Annotated in this window: 20 protein-coding genes; 6 read left to right on the top strand and 14 right to left on the bottom strand. The window is 63.5% G+C overall.

Features of this window, described 5'->3' with window-relative positions:
• Nucleotides 1–105 precede the first annotated feature (105 nt).
• Nucleotides 106–441 carry a cupin domain-containing protein gene (locus NP945_RS27020; protein ID WP_127270498.1) on the top strand — a complete coding sequence of 112 codons (336 nt, stop codon included), beginning with the start codon at nt 106–108 and terminating at the stop codon, nt 439–441.
• A gap of 189 nt (nt 442–630) precedes the next feature.
• On the opposite strand, the gene NP945_RS27015 is transcribed toward NP945_RS27020, so the two are convergent.
• Nucleotides 631–2052: a coniferyl aldehyde dehydrogenase gene (locus NP945_RS27015; RefSeq protein ID WP_256748039.1), complete on the bottom strand. Its 1422-nt coding sequence runs from the start codon at nt 2050–2052 to the stop codon at nt 631–633.
• A 297-nt stretch (nt 2053–2349) separates the two neighbouring features.
• On the opposite strand from NP945_RS27015, the gene NP945_RS27010 reads away from it, so the two are divergent.
• Together NP945_RS27010 and recQ are read left to right on the top strand one after the other, a co-directional pair.
• Nucleotides 2350–3111, top strand: a complete 762-nt coding sequence (locus tag NP945_RS27010) for a sulfotransferase (RefSeq protein ID WP_256748038.1) — start codon at nt 2350–2352, stop codon at nt 3109–3111.
• Nucleotides 3111–4952, top strand: coding sequence for a DNA helicase RecQ (gene recQ / locus NP945_RS27005; protein ID WP_256748083.1), 1842 nt, complete (start codon nt 3111–3113; stop codon nt 4950–4952). The genes NP945_RS27010 and recQ overlap by 1 nt, the downstream gene beginning before the upstream one ends.
• Nucleotides 4953–5326: 374 nt before the next feature.
• Here the strand turns inward: recQ and NP945_RS27000 are convergent, their stop codons facing one another.
• The 12 genes from NP945_RS27000 to NP945_RS26945 form a co-directional block, all read right to left on the bottom strand.
• The gene (locus NP945_RS27000; RefSeq protein ID WP_256748037.1) at nt 5327–6688 is read right to left on the bottom strand and encodes a Xaa-Pro aminopeptidase; all 1362 of its coding nucleotides are present in this window, start codon (nt 6686–6688) and stop codon (nt 5327–5329) included.
• 121 nt (nt 6689–6809) lie between these two features.
• On the bottom strand, nt 6810–7058 hold the full coding sequence (locus tag NP945_RS26995) for a TOBE domain-containing protein (protein ID WP_256748036.1): 249 nt from the start codon (nt 7056–7058) through the stop codon (nt 6810–6812).
• Nucleotides 7059–7080: 22 nt separating this feature from the next.
• The gene (locus NP945_RS26990) at nt 7081–7854 is read right to left on the bottom strand and encodes an ABC transporter ATP-binding protein (RefSeq protein ID WP_256748035.1); all 774 of its coding nucleotides are present in this window, start codon (nt 7852–7854) and stop codon (nt 7081–7083) included.
• Nucleotides 7855–8874 carry a dimethylarginine dimethylaminohydrolase family protein gene (locus tag NP945_RS26985; RefSeq protein WP_256748034.1) on the bottom strand — a complete coding sequence of 340 codons (1020 nt, stop codon included), beginning with the start codon at nt 8872–8874 and terminating at the stop codon, nt 7855–7857. It lies immediately after the preceding gene.
• A 46-nt stretch (nt 8875–8920) separates the two neighbouring features.
• Complete coding sequence (locus tag NP945_RS26980) at nt 8921–9730, bottom strand: ABC transporter permease (protein ID WP_256748033.1); 810 nt, start codon at nt 9728–9730, stop codon at nt 8921–8923.
• Nucleotides 9727–10566, bottom strand: a complete 840-nt coding sequence (locus NP945_RS26975; protein WP_256748032.1) for an ABC transporter permease — start codon at nt 10564–10566, stop codon at nt 9727–9729. The genes NP945_RS26980 and NP945_RS26975 overlap by 4 nt, the downstream gene beginning before the upstream one ends.
• A 48-nt stretch (nt 10567–10614) precedes the next feature.
• Entirely contained in the window at nt 10615–11634 is a 1020-nt protein-coding gene (locus tag NP945_RS26970; protein WP_256748031.1) for an ABC transporter substrate-binding protein, read from the bottom strand.
• 115 nt (nt 11635–11749) lie between these two features.
• The gene (locus tag NP945_RS26965) at nt 11750–12856 is read right to left on the bottom strand and encodes a LacI family DNA-binding transcriptional regulator (protein WP_256748030.1); all 1107 of its coding nucleotides are present in this window, start codon (nt 12854–12856) and stop codon (nt 11750–11752) included.
• A 119-nt stretch (nt 12857–12975) separates the two neighbouring features.
• Nucleotides 12976–13689, bottom strand: coding sequence for a GntR family transcriptional regulator (locus tag NP945_RS26960; RefSeq protein ID WP_256748029.1), 714 nt, complete (start codon nt 13687–13689; stop codon nt 12976–12978).
• 92 nt (nt 13690–13781) lie between these two features.
• On the bottom strand, nt 13782–14705 hold the full coding sequence (locus NP945_RS26955; protein WP_256748028.1) for an NAD(P)-dependent oxidoreductase: 924 nt from the start codon (nt 14703–14705) through the stop codon (nt 13782–13784).
• Between the two features lie 3 nt (nt 14706–14708).
• The gene (locus NP945_RS26950; RefSeq protein ID WP_256748082.1) at nt 14709–15476 is read right to left on the bottom strand and encodes a class II aldolase/adducin family protein; all 768 of its coding nucleotides are present in this window, start codon (nt 15474–15476) and stop codon (nt 14709–14711) included.
• A 224-nt stretch (nt 15477–15700) separates the two neighbouring features.
• Nucleotides 15701–16597 carry a LysR family transcriptional regulator gene (locus tag NP945_RS26945; protein ID WP_256748027.1) on the bottom strand — a complete coding sequence of 299 codons (897 nt, stop codon included), beginning with the start codon at nt 16595–16597 and terminating at the stop codon, nt 15701–15703.
• A gap of 277 nt (nt 16598–16874) precedes the next feature.
• Between NP945_RS26945 and NP945_RS26940 the strand changes: the two genes are divergently transcribed.
• Together NP945_RS26940 and NP945_RS26935 are read left to right on the top strand one after the other, a co-directional pair.
• On the top strand, nt 16875–17609 hold the full coding sequence (locus NP945_RS26940) for an SDR family NAD(P)-dependent oxidoreductase (protein WP_127808822.1): 735 nt from the start codon (nt 16875–16877) through the stop codon (nt 17607–17609).
• A 74-nt stretch (nt 17610–17683) separates the two neighbouring features.
• Complete coding sequence (locus tag NP945_RS26935; RefSeq protein WP_256748026.1) at nt 17684–18283, top strand: NADPH-dependent F420 reductase; 600 nt, start codon at nt 17684–17686, stop codon at nt 18281–18283.
• A 95-nt stretch (nt 18284–18378) separates the two neighbouring features.
• Here the strand turns inward: NP945_RS26935 and NP945_RS26930 are convergent, their stop codons facing one another.
• Complete coding sequence (locus tag NP945_RS26930) at nt 18379–18672, bottom strand: hypothetical protein (protein ID WP_256748025.1); 294 nt, start codon at nt 18670–18672, stop codon at nt 18379–18381.
• Nucleotides 18673–19573: 901 nt separating this feature from the next.
• On the opposite strand from NP945_RS26930, the gene NP945_RS26925 reads away from it, so the two are divergent.
• Entirely contained in the window at nt 19574–19990 is a 417-nt protein-coding gene (locus tag NP945_RS26925; protein ID WP_256748024.1) for a hypothetical protein, read from the top strand.
• Nucleotides 19991–20012 lie beyond the last annotated feature (22 nt).

The raw sequence follows: 20012 nt of genomic DNA, 5'->3' as shown, positions 1-20012 counted from the left end.
CATCGTTTAGCGGAAACGCTGAACCGCGCTATCTCATTGTTTTAACGCAATTCCGGACGGAAAACCGTTTCACACTTTTCCTGGAATTGCTCTGAGGAGACAACGATGACCGCAAAGATTTTCGCGCAAGCCGGCGAGGGCGCCTGGACGAAGACGCCAGACGGCAACAGGCGGCGCGTTCTCCTGCACACCGACGAGTTGATGCTGGTCGAATTCGGCTTCGACAAGGGTGGCGTCGGCGCCCTGCATTCGCACCCGCATGTCCAGGCAAGCTACGTCGCCGAAGGCCGCTTCGAGGTGACCATCGACGGTCGGACCGAAACCATCGAGACCGGCGGCAGCTTCATCGTGCCGTCCGGTCTGGTGCACGGCGTCAAGGCGCTGGAAGCAGGGCGGCTGGTCGACAGCTTTACACCGCACCGGGCCGATTTCCTCGGCTAGCCAAGGGTAAGAGATCGAGCGGGAATGACCCGCACCCCGAAAGAGGCGCGGGTCTGTTGCCTGGGCGCTTGTGGCGCCGCGGTACTCAAGACATCACCGCAGGATGAGGACCCTGCCGCACCGTGGTGAAGATAGTCTTAATGCGCCGGCGCTGCATGGCACGACGAACCCGAGGCTGCGCTCGCTCGATCAGGTGATGTGACGCAGGAGGCTGAAGAGCCGCTCGAACGTCTTGCCGTAGGGCGGGCGCAACAAGGCTCCGGCGCTCAGCCGGGACTGTGTGAAAACCGGCTTCTCCTTGCTGAACGTCCGGAATCCCCACTCGCCGTGATAGGCGCCCATGCCGCTGGCGCCGACCCCGCCGAAAGGCTGGTTTTCCTGTACCAGATGCAGCATGCAGTCGTTGATGGTGACGCCGCCGGCAATAGTCTCGTGCAGGATGCGTTGACGATTGCCGCTGTCGCGGCCGAACCAGTAGAGCGCCAGCGGTCGGGCTGCCCCGTTCACATGCGCGATCGCTTCGTCGATCCCGGTGTATTCTACGATGGGCAGCACCGGCCCAAAAATCTCCTCGCGCATCAGCCGCAGGTTTGCGCCGGCGTTGCGGACCAGGGTCGGCAGCAGCTTCCGGCTTTTGGCACCCAGCTCTTCGCCGGCCGGGTTGATTTCGGTGACATCGGCGCCGGCGTCACGCGCTTCAGTGATCATGTCGCGCAGGCGCTGGTGGTGCCGGTCGCTGATGGTGGCGGTATAATCGGGGTTGTCGCGCAAGGTCGGGTAGAGCTTCGCGATCGCCGTTGCGAGCTTGACAGCGACCGTGCCTGCCTGTCCCTTCGGCACCAGCAGATAATCCGGCGCGATGCAGGTCTGCCCGGCATTCAACAGCTTGCCATAGGCAATGCTGGATACCGCCGCATCGAGGTCGCATGACGGATCGAAGATTGCCGGCGACTTGCCGCCGAGTTCGAGCGTGACCGGGGTCAGGTTGGCGGCCGCCGCGATCGCGACCTGGCGGCCGACCGATGTCGAGCCGGTGAACAGCAAATGATCGAAAGGCATCGACACGAAGGCCTTTCCCATCTCGGCATCGCCGGTGATGACGCTGAGTTCATCGGCCGCGAAATGCTCGGCAACGAGTTTGGCCAGCAGCGCGGAAAATTCCGGCGTCAGTTCGGAAGGTTTTATGAGCACGCGGTTGCCGGCGGCAAGGGCCGCGGTGACCGGCGCGACAGCGAGCTGGAAAGGATAATTCCAGGGCGACACGATGCCGACGACCCCGAGCGGCTGCGGGATGAGACGGTTTCTGCCCGGCAGGAACGGCATGGCGGTGGCAATGCGACGTTCGCGCATCCAGCCCCTGAGATGGGACAGCGCGTGGCGGATACCGGCGCGCACGACGAACAGTTCCGCAAGCCGCGTCTCGTGCGCGGAGCGGCCGCCGAAGTCGGTGTCGATGGCGGTGCAGATGTCGGCTTCATGCCGCTCGGTCAGCGCCAGCAGGCGTTTCAGGCGATCCTTGCGGATGCCAAAGTTGGGGAAAGGCTGCGCCTCGAAGGCGGCGCGCTGCAGGTGGAACCGCTCGCCGAGAACATCCTGTCTGGTCTGCAGCATCGCATCCTCCCTGGCTAGCGGAGCCGAGCTTACATTGCTGGGTAAAGGAATCCAGCGCGAGTGCAGGTGTCGCCAGGGAAGGCGCAGGCTGCGGGCGACCTGTTCCTGTTGTGGCACGATGACAGCTGCGCTAAGGCATGGTGCCCATGCAGAGAGTCGTCTTGACCGGTTTCCACATCCTCTCCAGTCCACGAAATTCCAGTCCGGTGTCTGCCTGATGCTGATATCGGCGACAAGCATCTTGGCCATGGACCCCAGGCGGCGCGTTTCGTGCCGGGCGGCCCAGCGGAATTGCGGATGAAGGGCGCTCACAGGCTTGAGGCTGCGTTTGGAGCGGCTGCGCGAAGGGTTGTGCGGGAGTTTCTGCGGTTCGTGCCGCTGTCTCTGAAACAGCGCATGCAAAAACGCACATACGCACGCGCGGCGCCCGCCAACAGAATTTTCATTTCGGGTTGCGCGCGCAGCGGCACGACGCTGACACAGCGGCTGATGAGGTGTTTCGAGGACATTTTCGTCCATCCGCCCGAAGCGCGATACACAATGCTGGACATGTTGGACCGGCCGGAATCGAACCTCGTCGTCAAGCGCGATGCGCGCGGTTTTGCGCATCTGGCGAAGCTCCCTCCCTCCATCGGCTTGATCTATTGCGTGCGCCATCCGTTCGACACGCTGACAAGTTCGCATCCGCAAACACGCAACGAGCGTCGGTTCCACGTCACGCCGCATCGCTGGCTGGCCGAATACGACGCGCTGACCCGGCTGAAGAAGGCACAACCGCACCGGCAGATACTCTTTGTCCGCTACGAAGACATGATCGGCGCGCCCGATGCGCAGCAGGACAAAATCGCGCAGTCGTTCGGACTGACACCGCGCATTCGTTTCAGCGAGGATCCGGATAATCCGATCCGGTTGGTTTCGTTGAGAAAATGGGAAAGGAATGAAGAATTCAGGACTTATCTCGGCGGCCTGCCCCCGGCATTTCTCGTCCGCGTCCAGCGTTTCTGCGCCGAGTTCGGCTATGACATGCCAATGAGCACGCCGACCGTGGACGCGCGATGATGCAGGCACCGGCGGCCCTCGCGACAGACGAGCGAGATCCCAAGCGGCGCGTGCTGAAGGACGTGTTCGGCTTCGATGATTTCCGCCCCGGCCAGGCCGATGTCATGGATGCGCTGCTGGCCGGGCGTCATGTGCTGGCCGTCATGCCGACAGGTGCGGGCAAATCGCTCTGCTACCAGGTCCCGGCACTTGTCCTGGGCGGGCTCACCATTGTCGTTTCGCCGTTGGTGGCGCTGATGCAGGATCAGGTCGCCGCCTTGCGGCTTGCCGGCGTGGCTGCCGATACGATCAATTCCTCGATCGACCGCGATGCCAATATCGCCGCATGGCGTCGCGTCGCCTCAGGCCAGACGCGCCTGCTCTATCTCGCGCCGGAGCGGCTGATGACCGAGCGGATGCTCGAGGCGCTGGCCAGGCTCGATGTCAGCCTGATCGCCGTCGACGAGGCGCATTGCATCTCGCAATGGGGGCCGGCGTTCCGGCGCGAATACGAGGACCTGTCGCGGCTGCGCGGCATCTTCCCCAACGTGCCGATCATCGCGCTGACGGCAACGGCGGACGAAGGCACGCGCACCGATATCGAAGCCCGGCTATTTGCCGAGCGCGTCGAGACCCTGGTGCTGGGCTTCGACCGGCCGAACATCAAGCTTGCCATCGAGGCCAAGCAGGACAGCAAGCGGCAATTGCTGCGCTTCGTCGAGCGCCATCCCGGCCGCAGCGGCATCGTCTACTGCCTGTCGCGCAAGAAGACGGAGGAGATGGCGGCCTTCCTCGAGAAGAACGGCGTCACCGCGCTCGCTTATCATGCCGGCATGAGCAAGGAGGCGCGCGACGCCAACCAGAACAGCTTCATGACCCTGTCCGGCGTCGTCATGGTGGCGACCATCGCCTTCGGCATGGGCATCGACAAGCCTGACGTCGCCTATGTCTTCCACACCGACATGCCGGGCAGCCTGGAGGCCTACTACCAGGAGATCGGCCGCGCCGGCCGCGATGGGCGGGACGCCGAGGCACATATGCTGTTCGGCCTTGGCGATATCCGCATGCGCCGGATGTTCATCGACGACGAGGATGCGCCGGCCGAGCACAAGAGGCGCTCACATGGCCGGCTCGACACGCTGATCGGCTATTGCGAGACGGCGCAGTGCCGTCGCCAGGTGCTGCTCGGCTATTTCGGCGAAGAAGCGCAGCCTTGCGGCAATTGCGACACCTGCCTCGACCAGGCGCCGCGCGCCGATGGCGGAGCGGAGGCGCGGATAATCCTGGCAGCCATCGCCCAGAGTGGCGAACGCTTCGGTGCCGGCCATGTCATCGACATCCTGCTCGGCCATGAAACCGAGAAGGTGCTTGCCAGGAACCACCAGAGGCTCACGAGTTTCGGCAGCGGTCTGGCGCACAAGAAGGATTTCTGGCTGTCGCTGATCCGGCAGCTCGTCGCAGGCGGGTTCCTGATGCCGGATCCGGCCGGTCATGGCGGCCTCGCCATCGCCGAAAAAGGCCATGCGCTTGGGCGTGGCGAGATGCCGTTCCATTATCGTGTCGAGGTGCGCAGCCGCGCCTTGCGCGGCAAGACGTGCTCCGGGCAGGATTCCGGGCAATCGGATGTGGACACCGGGCTGCTGGCCGCGCTGAAGACCTTGCGACTGCGGCTCGCCAAGGAGCGCCAGGTGCCAGCCTATGTGGTGTTTTCCGATCGCACCCTGATCGACATGGCCGAGCGCCGCCCGCACGACCTCGACGCCTTCGCTGAAGTGAATGGAGTTGGGGCGGCAAAGCTGAAGGAGTTCGGCCAGGTTTTTCTGAGTGCGATTGCCGAGCACCAATCCGATGGCTCGGCCTGAGGCCAGATCAGCGACTGGTCACGCGCCCTGAAGCATAGGGATCTTCGGAGAAGGCATCCGTTCCGAGAGCTTCTGTTCCGTCGCCGCCCATTCCTACATCGCCTATGCCGCCCTTGGACGTCTCGTTTCCGCAGTGGGCCTTGCTGCGCGCGCCGGAAGCCGACGGTCTGGCCGGACCTTGTTGCGGGATCGTGAGATTGGGCGGGGTCGGCGCAAGGTCGAGGGCCTCGCGGATGAAGTTGCGCAGCGAAACGAGATCGTACGTGTGCGCGGGATGCCCAGCCACCATCTCCCGGATGGCGTGTCGACCAGCCGGACCTGCTCTTCGGTGCCAAGCAGGAGGATGTCTGACAGGCATGCCCGGGTGATGGTTCTCAGTCGCGGCCCAGAAGCTTGCTGCTGGCCAACCAGAAAGGCGGCAGGCAGAGCGGGATGGCGGATAGCAGCAGGATATCCTCCTTCACCGTGACGCCGATCCGTTCGGTGACGAACCGCCGGCGTGCCTCGAACCGCTGCGAAAGTGCTGGATGACGGCGCGCGATTTCGGCACGCAGGCCGGCATCGGCGAAGGTCACCGCATCCTCGGAGTTGAGCGTCCATCCATCGGGCATCGGCACGGGTATGATGTCGACCTGGAATGGCATGCCGGAGACGATGCGTTCGGTCGAACCGGGACGAATCGGCGAGTTCATCCACTCGTCGAGGCCGACGAGATGACCCGGATTTAGGGCCGGGCGCAGCTTGCCTTCCGCCAGCGTCGAGATCACGGCCTCATGGATCGCACCGCCCTCGGCGCCAATGCCGGCCGCCTCGTACCAGGCGATCAGACCGCGGAAATAGGCTTTGGCCACCTCCAGAAACGTGTCGTCATGTTCTGCGATCAGGCCGGCTCGGGCTGTCAGTCCGCCCCAGTAGCCGACCGCCGTGGTGGCGCCGTCGCCGCGCTTCGGCACGCGAGCCGTGGGACTGCGCAGGCCTATCACCGGGCCGGATGCATCGTTGGTTGCGAACATCGGATGACAGTTCATCGGCTCGCCGGCATAACCCATGCGCGAGGCCGCCGTCAGCTCGGTGTCGCCGAGCGTGAAGCCGCTCAGGATACGCCACACCGCCATCGAAGAGCGGGCGGCACCCCATTCGGCCTCGGCGATCTGGTCGGCATCGACGACAGCGCGCAGCCCATTCGTCTGGTGCATCAGCACCGGCGTTGCATCGGTGATCGAAGACGCGGACACGATCGAAGCGATTGCATCGACGATAAAGGCCGGCACCACGAAGGTCGGACGCTGCGCGGCCCATTCTTCCTTCTCGAGATATTTCCAGCCCACCAGGCCGACACTGTCGCCCGACGCGATGCCGGCCTCGCGCAGTACGGCCACGAGGTCCGGCTTCTGCGTGCGGTCCTGCGCCATCAGGCTCAGGGACTGCGCCAGCATGGTGACGATGCCGGGCAGTCCGGCGATAGGCGTGTAGCCGAGATTCTCGTTGCCGGTGACGACGATGCGCTGGCCCGATTTGCCGAGCAGCAGGATTGCCTCCTCGAAACGCGGCTCGAATCCGGTCAGGAAGGCGATGTTGGCGGCATGCTCGCGATCGGCATAGACGGCAAGCCAGTCCGTGCCGGCGCGCTCTAGCGCCTTGGCGCAACGTGCCGCATAGGTCGTGGCCGGAATGGCGGGACGCTCGACAGGGATGCCGAAATCGGGAATGTCGACGGTGCGAAGGCTGATGGTCATCATGTCTCTCAATCTGTCAGGAAAGGCGGGCTGTCAGGAAAGGCGGGCTGTCAGGGAAGGCGGGCTGTCGGGGAATACGGATTTCGGCTGAGGCCGATCGTCAGTCGGATGCGCCGGCGAATTATTCATCGGCAAGAAAGCCGATGCTGGAGGGCAGAACGCTGCAGGTGACCTTGTCGCCGGCAGCGATGTCGCGAGCCGCCGCCGATGATGCCATGACCAGGATTTCCCAGCCGTCCGGGGTGGATACTGTCACGCGCTCGGACGAGCCGACGAAGGAAACGTCGGTGACAACAGCGCGAAAGGCGATGGCCCCAGGCGGCGGCTCGCCGATGGCGACGTCTTCCGGCCGCATCCAGACCGTGAGCACCGATCGGCCATGCCGCGACGCATCATAGCCCCCGGGCCCCGAACAGCTCGATCCCGCCATCGACGGCGCGTGCCGAAACGATGTTGTTGCCGCCCAGGAAGCCGGCGACGAAGCGCGAGGCGGGAGCGCGGTATATGTCGCGTGGGGTGCCGACCTGGACGATTGCGCCATTATGGAAGACGGCTATGCGGTCCGACATGGCATAGGCTTCCTCCTGGTCGTGAGTAACGTAGACGAAGGTCACGCCGGTTTGCCGATGCAGCCGTTTGAGCTCGCGTTGCATGGTGTCGCGCAATGTGCGGTCGAGCGCCGACAACGGTTCGTCGAGCAGCAGTATCTTCGGCCCGAAGGCCAGCGCACGGCCGATCGCAACGCGCTGCTGCTGGCCGCCCGACAGTTCGCGCGGCTTGCGCGCTGCCAACCTGTCGAGACCGACGAGGTTCAGGACCTCCTCCACCCTCGCGGCGATCCTGGCCTTGTCCCATTTGCGGACCCGCAAAGGGAAGGCGATGTTGTCGGCGACGTTCAGGTGGGGAAACAGCGCATAGCCCTGAAAGACCAGTCCGAAATTCCGGTCCTCCGGATCGACGCGCGTGATATCGGCGCCATCCAGCAGGATGGCGCCTTCGTCCGGCTTGGTGAACCCGGCGACCGACATCAGCAGCGTGGTCTTGCCCGACCCCGAAGGGCCGAGCAAGGTTACGAACTCCCCCGCCTCGATCGACAGGTCGATCCCGTCGAGCGCGACGGCGGAACCGTACGTCTTGCGAAGGTTTCGGACGTCGAGAAAGGACATTCAGATCGGATCCCGGGCGAGCGGACCCGTCGAGCAATGAATGCCGCCCCCGTTCAGTTCGATGCATTCATAGTCCAGCGTCAGGATCTCGATGCCGGCGGCGTCGAGCCGATCGGCCAGCCGCGGCGTGCGGGTGGCGTGCATGACGACCCGGCCGGGCGCGATCGCCAGGCAGTTGAGCGAGAAGGCGTTGTCTTCCGGCGGCAGCTCGATCAGCTTCATGCCACGCTTGTTCAGATACTCGATGAAGACATAGGGCAGCTCGTTGATGTTGATGATCGCTGTCTCCTTGTCGATCATCATGAAGCTGCCGTCGATGTGAATGCGATAGCCGGGCATCGGCACCTTGATCAGCTCGACGCCGAGGCTGTTGAGGATCATCTCGACCTGCCGCACACCCTCGGCATTGCAGGCGACGGAGACGGAGCAGACGGCCGTCTTGTCGTCGAGGAGCGCGAAGCCGCCGCCTTCGAACACCGCCTCGCCATGCAGTGTGCCGAGGATCGGGCAGCCGGCCCTGGCGAGCGCCTGGGTGACCATCAGTTCTTCGCCGCGGCGTGCCCTGCGGGCAAGGCGGGTGACGATCGCGCCCCCCTTCACGCCGATGACGCTGTCGCGGCAGAAGGTCGACTTGAGCGCGCCGGGCGCGGCCTTTTCGGTGAGGATGACGTCGACGCCCTGCGACCGCAACAGCTCGGTGAAAGCGTCATGGGCGGCCTGCATGGCCGCAAGATCCGGCGGCGTCTTGCCCATGAAGTACCAGCCCTTTTCCGGATCGCCGAAGCCGCCGATCTCGGGCATAGGCTTGTTCTTGTCGACGACATTGATCTCCTCGCCCGGCCGGTGCATCAGCACGGCGCGCAGCTTGCCGACATCGTTGGTGCAACCCCAGGGCCGGCCCCAGACGCGGGTCTGTTCTTCCGGGTCGTGGAAAGCCGGTGTCGGGACGGAGCCGAAGGTTTGAAAGAACTTGGCCTCGCGGTATTCGTGCTCGCTCATTGCGGCGCTGTGGGCAGTCATGTCTTCGATTTCCTTTCTGAAACAAGCGAAGCTGTTGAAGGTCGTGTCATGACCGGCGCTGGGCAATCCGGTCCCAGACGGTCATGCGCAGGATGAGGCCGACGATGGTGACCGCCAGCATGACGGTAGCGATCGCGGCCAGCGCGGGGTCGACGGCATCGGCGATGCTCGTCCAGATCTTGCGTGGCAGGGTGACGATGCCTCGGCTGGTGATGAACAGCGTCACCGTGATCTCGTCCCAGGAGACGATGAAGGCGAGGACCGCCCCTGCGACCGTGCCCGGCACGATATTGGGCAGGATGACGCGGCCGAAGATCGTCGCCGGGCGTGCGCCGAGCGAGCGGGCCGCCTGCACCAGCCTCGGATCGAGGTTCGAAAGCGATGCGCCTATCGCCAGCACGGCGAGCGGCATCGCAAGGATCACGTGGACGATAGTGACGCCAAGCCATGTGTCGAGCAGGCCCAGCTTCGACCACAGGCGCACCATGCCGACCGCATAGATGATCGGCGGTACAATCAGCGGTGAAAGCAGAATGACGCGCAGGATCGACGGCCAGCGTCCGACATAGACCCAGGCGCCTATGGCGAAGGCCACCGAAACGGCCGTCGCTACGACGCTCGAGGCCACGGCGATGCCGAGGCTCGTGAGTATGCTCGCCAACCAACCCGCGCGCCAATTGGCCAGCGCCGCGAAATGGTCGAACGAAATGCCGTTGTTGGGCAGCGACAGGTAGTCCCGATCGGTCAACGCCACCGGAATGACCACGAGCACCGGAACGAACAGGAAGGCGAGCAGCAGCCAGGCCAAAAGCTTGGGCAGCGCGCGTTCGAGCAGACGGCGGCTGCGTGGCGTCATTTGCGGCCACCTTCGAAGGCGGCACGCAACGCCGGGCTGCGCATGGCCAGCGCGACAAGGATGCCGACGACCAGCAGGAGCATGGTCGACAGCGCCGTCGCCACGCCCCAGCGCAGCGTCGAGGATATCTGCACGGAAATGTATTCGGCGACCATCAGCACCCTGCCAGCGCCCAGGATCGCCGGAGTGACGAGGAAGCCGAGCGAGAAGATGACGATGAACAGGCCGGCGATTGCCAGGCCGGGCATGCTGAGCGGCACCCAGACGCGGAAGAAGATGGTGACCGGGCGCGCGCCAAGCGATCGTGCCGCCTGGATGATCCTCAGGTCGATCTCCGACAGGTTCGCGTAGAGCAGCATGATGGCGAAGGGCATCATGTAATGCACCATGCCGACGATGACGCCGAACTGGTTGTAGACCAGTTCGAGAGGCTCGCTGACAGCGCCGCTGCCCACCAGGGCCGAGTTGAGCACGCCATTGCGACGCAGGATGGTGACCCAGGCAAAGGCGCGCACCAGCACCGATATCCAGAACGGCACCATGACCATGAACAGCGCGACGCGGCGCGGCGCCGGCCGCATATGAACCAGCGCGAAGGCGACCGCATAGCTCATGACGATCGTCAGCACGGTTGTGACCGCCGAGACGAAGACGGTCGTGCGCACGACGCGGCCGATCGCGGCGTTCTGAAACAGAGCCACATAATTGCCGAAGCCGAGGGTCGGCTCGGTGAAACTGAGCGCCAGCACCTGAAGGATGGGCAGCACGTAGAGACACAGGGTCAAAAGCGCAGCCGGCACCGTCAGGCAGAAGGCCCAACGCTGGAATGACGTCATGATCTTTCGAACCACCACCGGCCATCGGCCGGTGGTGGTCTCCGATGGTTAGCGTGAGATGAAGTCGAGGAACTTGTTCTGCAGCTCGGCCTCGTTGTCGGCATAGTATTGCGCCGAGATCGCCAGACCTGTCTTGGCGTTCTCGGGGGCCAGCGAATAGACCGCCTTGTCCTCATCGGTCATCAGCGCCAGCGCCTTCGGGTTCGACGGGCCATTGCCCATGACGCGCAACAGCGTCACCTGGCCTTCCGGGTCCATCGACGAATTGATGAAGTCGAAGACCTTCTTGCCGGCGGGATTGCCCTTCGGCACCGACCAGGCGCTGGCAAACATCAGGTTCTGGTTCCAGGTCCAGGTGTAGTCCGGGTTTTCCTTGCGCAGCAGGTTGGCGCGCGTATGCCAGATATTGCCCATGACCACCTCTCCGTCGCGGAAGAGCTGCTGGCTCTGCGCGCCCGACTCCCAGAAAATCAGATTGGGCAGCAACGGTTCGAGCTTCTTGAAGGCGCGGTCGACGTCGAGCGGGTACATCTCTTCCGGCTTGACGCCATCGGCGAGCAGCACGGCTTCGAGCTGCCCCTGGATCCACTTGCACATGGTGCGCTTGCCGGGAAACTTCTCGAGGTCGAAGAAGTCGTTCCAGCTTGAAGGAGCGGTGGCGCCGACCTTCTTGGCGTCATAGGCCAGCACGTTGGAGTAGGTGTAGTTGCAGATGCCGAACTCGGCCGCGAGGCCTTCGCCGACAAGGGACTTGTCGACGATGGAATAGTCGATCGGCACGACATAGCCGCCCTTGCCGAGCACGACGGCGTCCGTCATGCCGCCATCCGTGGCATCCCAGGTGACATTCTTGGAATCGACCATGGCGCGGATCGCACCGGTCGCCGGGCCGGTGCCGTCGATGACGACTTCAATGCCTGACTTGGCCTTGAACGGCTCGCCATAGGCCTTCTGAAAGGCTTCGAGGGCAGCCCCGCCCCAGTTGCAGACGACGATTTCCGACGCCTCGGCGGAGGCTCGCCCGGGCTTGAACGCGACTGCCATGCCGAGCCCGGCCATAGCGGTCATGAAGCTTCGGCGATCGATCTTCCCAGTTTTGAATTTATCAAGCGCAATCAACGCTGCGTCTTGACCAAAGCGATTTATGGACATGTGTGTTCCCCTTTCACGTCCGCGGAAGCGGCTAACTTTCTTGCTCTTCCTCCCTGGCCGACACCGGGAGCCCATCGGGGCTTCCAGCGCCGGTATGCACTATCGAACGTCCTGACAGACGGCCGTGTGGCGGCGCCACCGAACTGCGTATGACGAGTTCGACGCCGACCCGTTCGGTCACCGTTTCGGATTTCCTGCCGGCGATGAAATCGAGCAGCATTTTGACGCCGCGCGTGCCGAACTCGGCTGCCGACTGACGCACGGTGGTCAGCGCCGGCGCGAGCAGATCCGCATTGTGGATATCGTCGAAGCTGACGAGCGAAATATCGTCCGGAATGCGGATTCCGGCCTGCCGAGCGGCCCGGATTGCGCCAGTGGCCAGCATGTCGCCGAACGTGAAGATCGCGGTAGGCGGCTCGTTCTGTTCCAGAAGGTCGAGAAACGCGATCGAGGCCGGCGCCTCCTCATATTCGCAGAACCTCAGCAGTGCGGGATCGGCGTGAAGACCGACCTCCGCCAGCGCCCGCGTGAAGCCGTCGAGACGTTCGGTGGTGCTGAGAAGTCCCCTCGGCCCCGCGATAGCGGCGATGCGGGTATGGCCACACGATATCAGGTGGCGTGTCGCCAGGAGGCCGCCATGGACGTTGTCGGCGAACAGGCGCGGCGCCTTCGCGCCCGGCACGTCCTCGTCGAGGAGCACGATTTTTCCGGTCTCGTTGATCCGCCGCAAAAGCCGCCCGTCATCATGGTGGTTGGTGAGAAGCAGGATGCCGTCGACCTGTCGGTCATCGATGCGCGACAGGAAAGAGACTTCCTTCTCCACCAGGTTCCGGCTGTTGAACATCAGCAGATTGTAGCCATGCCTTGCGGCTTCGGCCTCCGACGCGCTGGCGATCTCGGCGAACAGCGGATAGGCGATGTCGGCGGTGATGAGGCCGAGTGTCTCGCTCTTGCCGCTGCTGAGCCTGCGGGCGATCGCGTTGGGATGATAGCCGAGGCGCTCAGCCGCCTGCCGGATGCGGCTCGCCGTCGGCTCCGGCAGGCTGATCTGCCCGTTGAGATGGCGGGAAACGGACGTGACGGACACTCCGGCTGCCCGGGCGACGTCGCGAATGGTGATTTTCGATCTTCCCGACAAGCGGCCCCACTCCCGCGAGATATGTGCGGATAAACGCTTCAGTAAACCGGTTTCATAGACGGTCCAAAAAAAATCGCGCGCGCTTTCCGCAACCGAACAGGAGCGAATGCCGGCGGCGATCATGACAGGTCTCCGGTTCGGAAGAATTCCTGATGTTCGCGCTTCAAGCCCAGCTGATCAAAGTCCACATTTCGGATGTGCGCCGCCATGAGCCGTGCGGCCTCGTCCATATTGCCGACCCGGACCTCGTCGAAAATGGCACGGTGCTCGGCGATGATCGAACGGATATGATCCGGCTTCATGCCGATCAGGAACTGAACGCGCATCATGTCGGCCGAAATGTGCTGACACGCAGTCCAGGCCCGAGCATGCCCGAAAGCACCGAGCAGGCCTGCATGGAAGTCCATGTCGGCGCGGTGCAGGGCGCCCCTGTCGTCGCCATGGACGAGGCGCTCCTGTGCCCGAAGCAATAGCTCGACCTCGTCCAGCAAGCCCGCATCGGGCCTGATGCCGCTGTTGGCGATGACCGCACTTTCAAGCGTGGAGCGGATGAACACCGCTTCGCGGACGCGCGCCATGTCGATCAGCGAGACACGGGTGCCGGTTTGGGTTGAAATTTCGATCAGACCTTCGTCGAAAAGCCGCGTGAAAGCCTCATGCACCGGGGTGCGGCTGATGCCGAGCGACTGGGCGACGTCTGTTTCCGAGAAACTGGCACCGGGCGCGACACGTGCGGTGATGATCGCCTCACGCAACTCGACATAGGCCTTCGACGAGATTCTGTTTCGACGCTCGTTCTGATCCGCAAGGAGTGAGGTGCTCAAGTTCAGCATGGCGGTATGCTGGCATTCAGGCTTATTTCGAGTCAAGCATATTCTTTGTGCAGCTGCGAAATCGGCTCAATTTTCGGTCAGTCTTGCTTCGATCATGCTCGGACCGTGCCGGGCAGGCTTCGGCCTTGTTCGAGTGCCGTCGCGACGGCGGCGATGGACGCCGCTGCGCCCTGTGGCGTTGGTAGGCCGGCACGATGAGGCGTCAGCCGGATTCGTTCGTGCCGCCAAAACCAGTGCTCGGGCGGCAAAGGTTCGACGGCAAAGACGTCCAGCCATGCAGCGCCGAGCCAACCCCGGTCGAGCGCGGCGTGCAGCGCCCCTTCATCGAGGTGATCGCCGCGGCCGAGATTGACGACATAAGCGCCGGCTGCGAGGCGGGAAAACAGCCGGTCCGACAATATGCCCTTCGTTTCGGGGCTGGAGGGCAGGAGATTGACCACGACATCGGCGTCGTCGACGCAGGCGCCGAGCCCATCATCGCCGAATAGACAGGCGACGCCGTCGATCCGGCGGGGCGTTCTCGACCAGGCGGACACCGGGAAGCCGGCTGCCGACAGCCCTTGCGCGACCTGCAGGCCGAGCAGACCCAGTCCAAGGACAGCCGCCCGCAGCGATCCGCGTGTCCGGTTCTGACGATCAGCCGGGCGCCACAGGCGGGCATGCTGGTCTGCCCTAACGGCTGTATCGTCATGCAGGCGTGCGAAGGCCGCATGCATCGCATAGTCCAGCAGTTGCTCGGCCTGGCCTTGATCCTGCAGGCGCACGATCGGGAGATCGGCCGGGACGCGGGGATCATGGAGGAGCTGATCCGTTCCCGCGCCAAAACAGAAGAGGGCACGCAGCGAGCGCGGCAACTCGACCATCTCCTCGGGCAGATGCCAGGCAACCAGAAGATCGTATTCGGCGCCGTCCGCCAGGTCAGGCCAGCGGACGAAGTCCGCCGAGGGGAGCGCGGTGCGCAGCGCGCGCTCGAAAATGTCGCTGTAGGCAAGCGGATCGGCGATGACGATCCGCACGGATCAATGCCTGTCGATGGGCATTCCGGCAAGCCGGCGCAGCGCCAGCCATTCCAGTTCCGCGGCGCCGTCCGGATCCGCCTCATACTGCCTGGCGGTGCGCTCGCACACCTCCTTGCTGGGCAGGTGGATGGGCCGCCCGCTGGCCAACGCGGAAAGCTGGATGCGGCACGCCTGCTCGAGGTTGTACATCAGGGCGAAAGCCTCCCCGACGGATCGCCCGACGGTCAACAGGCCATGGTTTCTCAGGATCATGGCACGATTGGCGCCGAGATCGGCGACCAGGCGCTCCTGCTCGCCCGGGTCGAGCGCGATGCCCTCGAACTCATGATATCCAACCTGCCCATAGAAGAGCAGCGACGTCTGGTTGAGCGGCAGAAGTCCCTCCTCCAGGCAACTGACCGCAACCCCCGCGGCGGTATGCGTATGCATGACGCAGACCGCATCCGGGCGCGCCGCGTGGACCGCCGTGTGAATGACGATGCCCGCCGTGTTGATCGGCACCTGCTGGCCGCGCATCTGCTGGCCATGGTGATCGATCACCGCCAGCGATTCCGGCGTCACTTCCCGAAAGAGATCGCCGTAGCGGTTGATCAGCAGGAGTTCCGGTTCCTCGGGCAGGCGCGCGGATATGTGCGTGTGGATGATGTCGTCCATCCCGAACCGGGCGATCAGCCGATAAGCCGCCGCCAGATCCTCGCGCATGGCCATTTCGGCGGTCGACATCATCGCGGATCGTCCTTCCTGTTGATGACGGCCGAATACTTGAATTCCTGTATGCAGTCAATCAACCGGGGGATCGGCAGTCGACCCACGCGGCCGATCCGCGGCCGCCACGCCACGGGCGGCCGGTCGCCTCGGGCCGTCAAAGCGGCTCTTCGGCAGCACCAGATCGCCAACCGTGTAGGTGTGAAACTCGCTGGGCGCGACGGCGTCGAGCCTGCCGAATTGCCGGCGCCTGTCCACCGCAAGCGTCGCAGGCGACCCGCCGGGCGTCAGTCGCGCGATATGGATAGTCCCGTGAGAAGTGGAGCGTAGGCGGCGAGCCTGCGTGATATGAACTCCGTGAAGAGCCGCACGCGCTTGGTCTTGCGTGTCTCACCCTGGGTGAGAAGCCAGAGCGTTCCGTACATGTGCAGGTCGGTGCCCGGCACCCTCACCAGCAGGGGGTCGGCATCTCCGACGAAGCACGGCAGTGTCGTGATTCCGAGACCTTGCCGTACGGCAACGATCTGCGCCTCGGCGTCCGTGGTCCTGAATGGAACCCCCGTGGTGCGAACCTCACCCGCGCCGGCCCACTCTGGAATTCCATGAACGCTTATGACGATCCACCGGATGGGATCAGGCGCGCCCGCACGCCACGCGGCCAGGCGATCGCGGGACATGTAGACGCCGCCGAACACCTCCGGTCCCTTCAGGCCGTGAAGATTGAGCGGCAGGGTTTTGCGGTCGTAGACGACGCGGATCGCCACGTCGGCCTCTCGGTTGGTCAGATTTGCCAGTTCGCCGGATGACAGGATTTCCATCTCGATGTCCGGGTGCAGACGCGCGAAGTCGGCGAAGTCCGGCATGAGCAGGTGTGTCGCGAGGGGCGGTGCCAGCGTCACCCGCAGAAGCCCGCGCACGCTCTGGTCGCGCCCGAAGACGCGCGTCTCCAGCTGGTGAGACGACGCTTCCATCTGGTTCGCGAGCTCGAGGACCTCCTCGCCCGCAGCCGTCAGGCGGTAGCCCGAAGGCAGCTTTTCGAACATTTGCGCCCCGAGGCGTTCCTCAAGCTGTGCGATGCGTCGCAGCACGGTCGAGTGATTCACCCCGAGCTGCGCGCCGGCAGCCCGCACCGAGCCTCCGCGTGCGACGGCTAGAAAGTAGCGAATGTCATCCCAGTCGATCATGGTGCAATCCGGCACCGCGCGGTGCGCCTTCCAAAGCCCGTATCTAGCACATCCTACAGCAGTAGGGGCGGGACATCATTAGCTTATGTCGACAGGGGCGGCGCAATTCCGAATGGCGGACACGGAACGTCGCGGCTGGCGTCAGTCCTGAAGGCGGATCGATTTTGCACCACCGATGTGCGCGCTTCCGCACTCACCACCTGACCCCGACGGGCCCATTTAGAGGTCCTCGGGGCGTACCCGAACGACCAAAGGCAGAAGCTGGAAGGATTGAGTCATGGGAAAACTGGACGGTAAGGTTGCGGTTATTACGGGTGGCGCTACCGGCATCGGCCGCGCCGCAGCGAAGCGCTTCATCGAGGAGGGTGCCTTCGTCTTCATCTTCGGCCGCCGGCAGGAAGCGCTAGACGCCGCTGTGGCCGAGCTCGGGCCCAATGCCCGCGCGGTGAAGGGCTCGGTCTCGGATGAGGCCGACCTCGATCGGCTCTATGCGGCGGTGAAGGCCGAGCGCGGAACCCTCGACATCATCTTCGCCAACGCCGGGGTGGGAAGCCTGCTTCCGCTCGGCAAGCTCACCGCCGAGCACATTGACGAAACCTTCAACACCAATGTGAAGGGTACGATCTTCACGGTCCAGAAGGCGCTGCCGCTGATGGGCGAGGGCGGTTCGATTATCCTGACCGGATCGAGCGCCGGAACCACGGGCGCGCCCGCATTCAGCGTCTATAGCGCGAGCAAGGCGGCAGTGCGCAACCTCGCGCGGACCTGGGCGGAAGACTTGAAAGGCACCGGCATCCGGGTAAACGTGCTGTCGCCCGGGCCGACGGCGACCGAACTCGCGAAGGCAGCGATAGGCGAGGAGGGCTTGAAGGTCTTCGCCTCGATGAATCCGCTTCAGCGGATGGCCGATCCAGCGGAGATCGGGGCGGCGGCTGCGTTTCTCGCGTCGCCCGACAGCAGCTTCATGACCGCCAGCGAGGTCGCCGTCGACGGGGGCTTGGCGCAAATCTGACCCGCTACGCCCCGCCGTTCAATCCATTCGATATCCCGAGCCCGCAGGGCCTGGTAAACTGAAGGAGAATATACATGAGCTATGCAATTATTGGCTTCGGCAAGATCGGCCAGGCTCTTGCCAAGGCGTTTGCCCGCAACGGCATCGAAGTGTCCGTGGCAACCACGCGCGACCCGGAAAGCTTTGCATCAGCCGCGGCCGCGATCGGACCCACGATCATCCCGAAAACGCTGGCGGACGCGGTCAAGGCGGACATCATCTTTTTGGCTGTCCGCTTTGAATCGCACCCAGATGTCGCGAAGGCGCTGTCAAGCTGGGAAGGCAAGACGATCATCGACGCGACGAACGTGTTTCCAGTCCCCGAAGAACTGGACGGTCTGCCGTCCTCCGCCTTCGTCGCAAAGGCGTTCACCGACGCCAAGCTTGTCAAAGGCTTCAATCACCTGATTGCGGCCACCCTGGCTGCCGATCCGATCGTCGAGGGCGGCCACCGGGTCGTCTTTCTTTCGAGCGACGACGAGGACGCGATCGCTCCCGTGGCGGCCTTGGCCAAACAACTCGGGTTCGCACCGGTCAAGCTGGGGAAGCTCAACGAGGGCGGCGCACTGGTGCACGCACGCGGCCGCACTTGGGGCCAGCTGATCTTCCAGGATCTGTTCAAGAAGGAGCAATAACGGATTTACCGTGCGCCGTCAGAGTGGCCGGTGTTCGACGCCGGCCACATCGTCAGCATCGAGCCGAGCGCGCAAAGCGACGCGCTTGAAAGCGGCTACATCTGCCTGGGATCCTTCGGCCGACAGGTGCCTGCCACCCATGAATCGTAGTTGCAATAGCTGATGTCCCAGCCGGCATCGCGTCTTTTGGAAGTTACCTCACGACCGCCCGCGCGGATGGGTCCGAAGCCGCCCCAACTGCCATCCGAGCCCTTGTAATTTCCCATGACGCGATAATTGCAGTTGTTTACGACGAAGTTGCCGTCCATCGACACGCATGCCGATGCGACAGTGGAAAGACTGAAGAAGGCCGTGCCGGCGACTGTGACGGCGAGAGAGGCTTTGCGCATAGTGGTCTCCTAATTGGCTGGGCGAACCAACCATCACGAGATCTCAGGCCGGGCCTCTTCCCCCATTTGGGCTAAACCGGCTGGCAAATTCACAGCGGCATGGCTGCGCTTGCGGACAGAAAGGTATGTGTGGAGATGCCGAATGGCCTGCCCATCGCCGAAGCTTTACGGCCTCCGCGAAGGTCAGAGTGTCCCGGCTCGGGCGGCTTTGTCCTGTTGGCTGCGCGATATGCGGCAGGCGGCTCAGGAAAAAACGCCCTTGGCGGGCAAAACGGGCACGGGGACGGGCCGATATTATACATACACCGGACTCCAGGGTACCGCCTCGTCCGTCCGCCGTCCTGTTGCCAACCATCCCTACGCGTGCGTTCCGCTGGTTGCCTGTAGTCATAAATCGGCAGGCAGCCGCTGAGCTTTCGAATTGAACAGGCGCAGTGGCCTGAATTTCGCCGTGCGATCAACTCGCCGCAGACCCATGACAGCCTCTAGAGCGCGTCCCGTTCGAACGGTTTCAGGCGACGCGACACCCACGCTGGTGGCACAGGTGACAGCAGATTTCTGCTTCTATCCATATTGCGTCATAGAGGGAGAATTTAAGACATAGGCGTCGTTGCTCGTATCGATAGCACTCGCGAATAAGGTTTTGGATACCTTAACCGTCATCTCTGTCCGTCATAATCGACGTTTAGGTATTCTTTTTGCACCTTTTGCGTGTACTGAAATAAAAAAATTCAATGGACGCGTCTATATATCAGTTCACGTCAGTGACGGCATGCCGTTCGTCTTCCCGTTCGCCGTCGGCATCAGTCAGGGCGCGAACGTCCGAAGGACAAATCCAGGCTGATGGGTTGGCAATTGAACGCACCGAGTGAAAGGACCTATGATGAGGCACTCTCTATTCATGCTGGTTTCCGCCGCGCTATTGAGTACCGCCGTTGCGGGTCCAGCGGCAGCGCAGACCGCCGCTGAAACAAACCAGGCCCTTGACGCGCTGTTCGGCAGTCACACAACCTATCAGCAGTTCTTCGACAAGCTGCAGAAGGCTGTCAGTGCCGGTGACAAGCAGACCGTCGCGTCGATGATCGATTATCCCTTCCGCGCCCGGATCGGCGGCAAGGCGATCAAGATAAACGACGCCGCGCATTTCGTGACGGATTACGACAAGATCGTTACCGCCAAGGTCAAACAGACCGTCCTCGAGCAAACCTATCCGACGCTGTTCGCCAATTGGCAAGGCGTCTCAATCGGTGATGGCGAGGTCTGGTTCTCCGGCGTCGGAGACGGCAACACCATCAAGATCACCGCGATCAACGACTGACACCTGGCGGAAGAAATTCCAT

The sequence above is a fragment of the Mesorhizobium sp. LMG17149 genome, assembly GCF_024518695.1.
Lineage (GTDB): Bacteria > Pseudomonadota > Alphaproteobacteria > Rhizobiales > Rhizobiaceae > Mesorhizobium.
The sequence above is the reverse complement of the archived record's forward strand: the minus strand, read 5'-3'. Positions and strand labels throughout refer to the sequence as shown.

Coding starts and splice junctions, on each gene's coding strand:
- NP945_RS27020 (WP_127270498.1), top strand. CDS start 106: ATGACCGCAAAGATTTTCGCGCAAGCCGGCGAGGGCGCCTGGACGAAG.
- NP945_RS27015 (WP_256748039.1), bottom strand. CDS start 2,052: ATGCTGCAGACCAGACAGGATGTTCTCGGCGAGCGGTTCCACCTGCAG.
- NP945_RS27010 (WP_256748038.1), top strand. CDS start 2,350: ATGAAGGGCGCTCACAGGCTTGAGGCTGCGTTTGGAGCGGCTGCGCGA.
- recQ (WP_256748083.1), top strand. CDS start 3,111: ATGCAGGCACCGGCGGCCCTCGCGACAGACGAGCGAGATCCCAAGCGG.
- NP945_RS27000 (WP_256748037.1), bottom strand. CDS start 6,688: ATGACCATCAGCCTTCGCACCGTCGACATTCCCGATTTCGGCATCCCT.
- NP945_RS26990 (WP_256748035.1), bottom strand. CDS start 7,854: ATGTCCTTTCTCGACGTCCGAAACCTTCGCAAGACGTACGGTTCCGCC.
- NP945_RS26985 (WP_256748034.1), bottom strand. CDS start 8,874: ATGACTGCCCACAGCGCCGCAATGAGCGAGCACGAATACCGCGAGGCC.
- NP945_RS26980 (WP_256748033.1), bottom strand. CDS start 9,730: ATGACGCCACGCAGCCGCCGTCTGCTCGAACGCGCGCTGCCCAAGCTT.
- NP945_RS26975 (WP_256748032.1), bottom strand. CDS start 10,566: ATGACGTCATTCCAGCGTTGGGCCTTCTGCCTGACGGTGCCGGCTGCG.
- NP945_RS26970 (WP_256748031.1), bottom strand. CDS start 11,634: ATGACCGCTATGGCCGGGCTCGGCATGGCAGTCGCGTTCAAGCCCGGG.
- NP945_RS26960 (WP_256748029.1), bottom strand. CDS start 13,689: ATGCTGAACTTGAGCACCTCACTCCTTGCGGATCAGAACGAGCGTCGA.
- NP945_RS26945 (WP_256748027.1), bottom strand. CDS start 16,597: ATGATCGACTGGGATGACATTCGCTACTTTCTAGCCGTCGCACGCGGA.
- NP945_RS26940 (WP_127808822.1), top strand. CDS start 16,875: ATGGGAAAACTGGACGGTAAGGTTGCGGTTATTACGGGTGGCGCTACC.
- NP945_RS26935 (WP_256748026.1), top strand. CDS start 17,684: ATGAGCTATGCAATTATTGGCTTCGGCAAGATCGGCCAGGCTCTTGCC.
- NP945_RS26930 (WP_256748025.1), bottom strand. CDS start 18,672: ATGCGCAAAGCCTCTCTCGCCGTCACAGTCGCCGGCACGGCCTTCTTC.
- NP945_RS26925 (WP_256748024.1), top strand. CDS start 19,574: ATGCTGGTTTCCGCCGCGCTATTGAGTACCGCCGTTGCGGGTCCAGCG.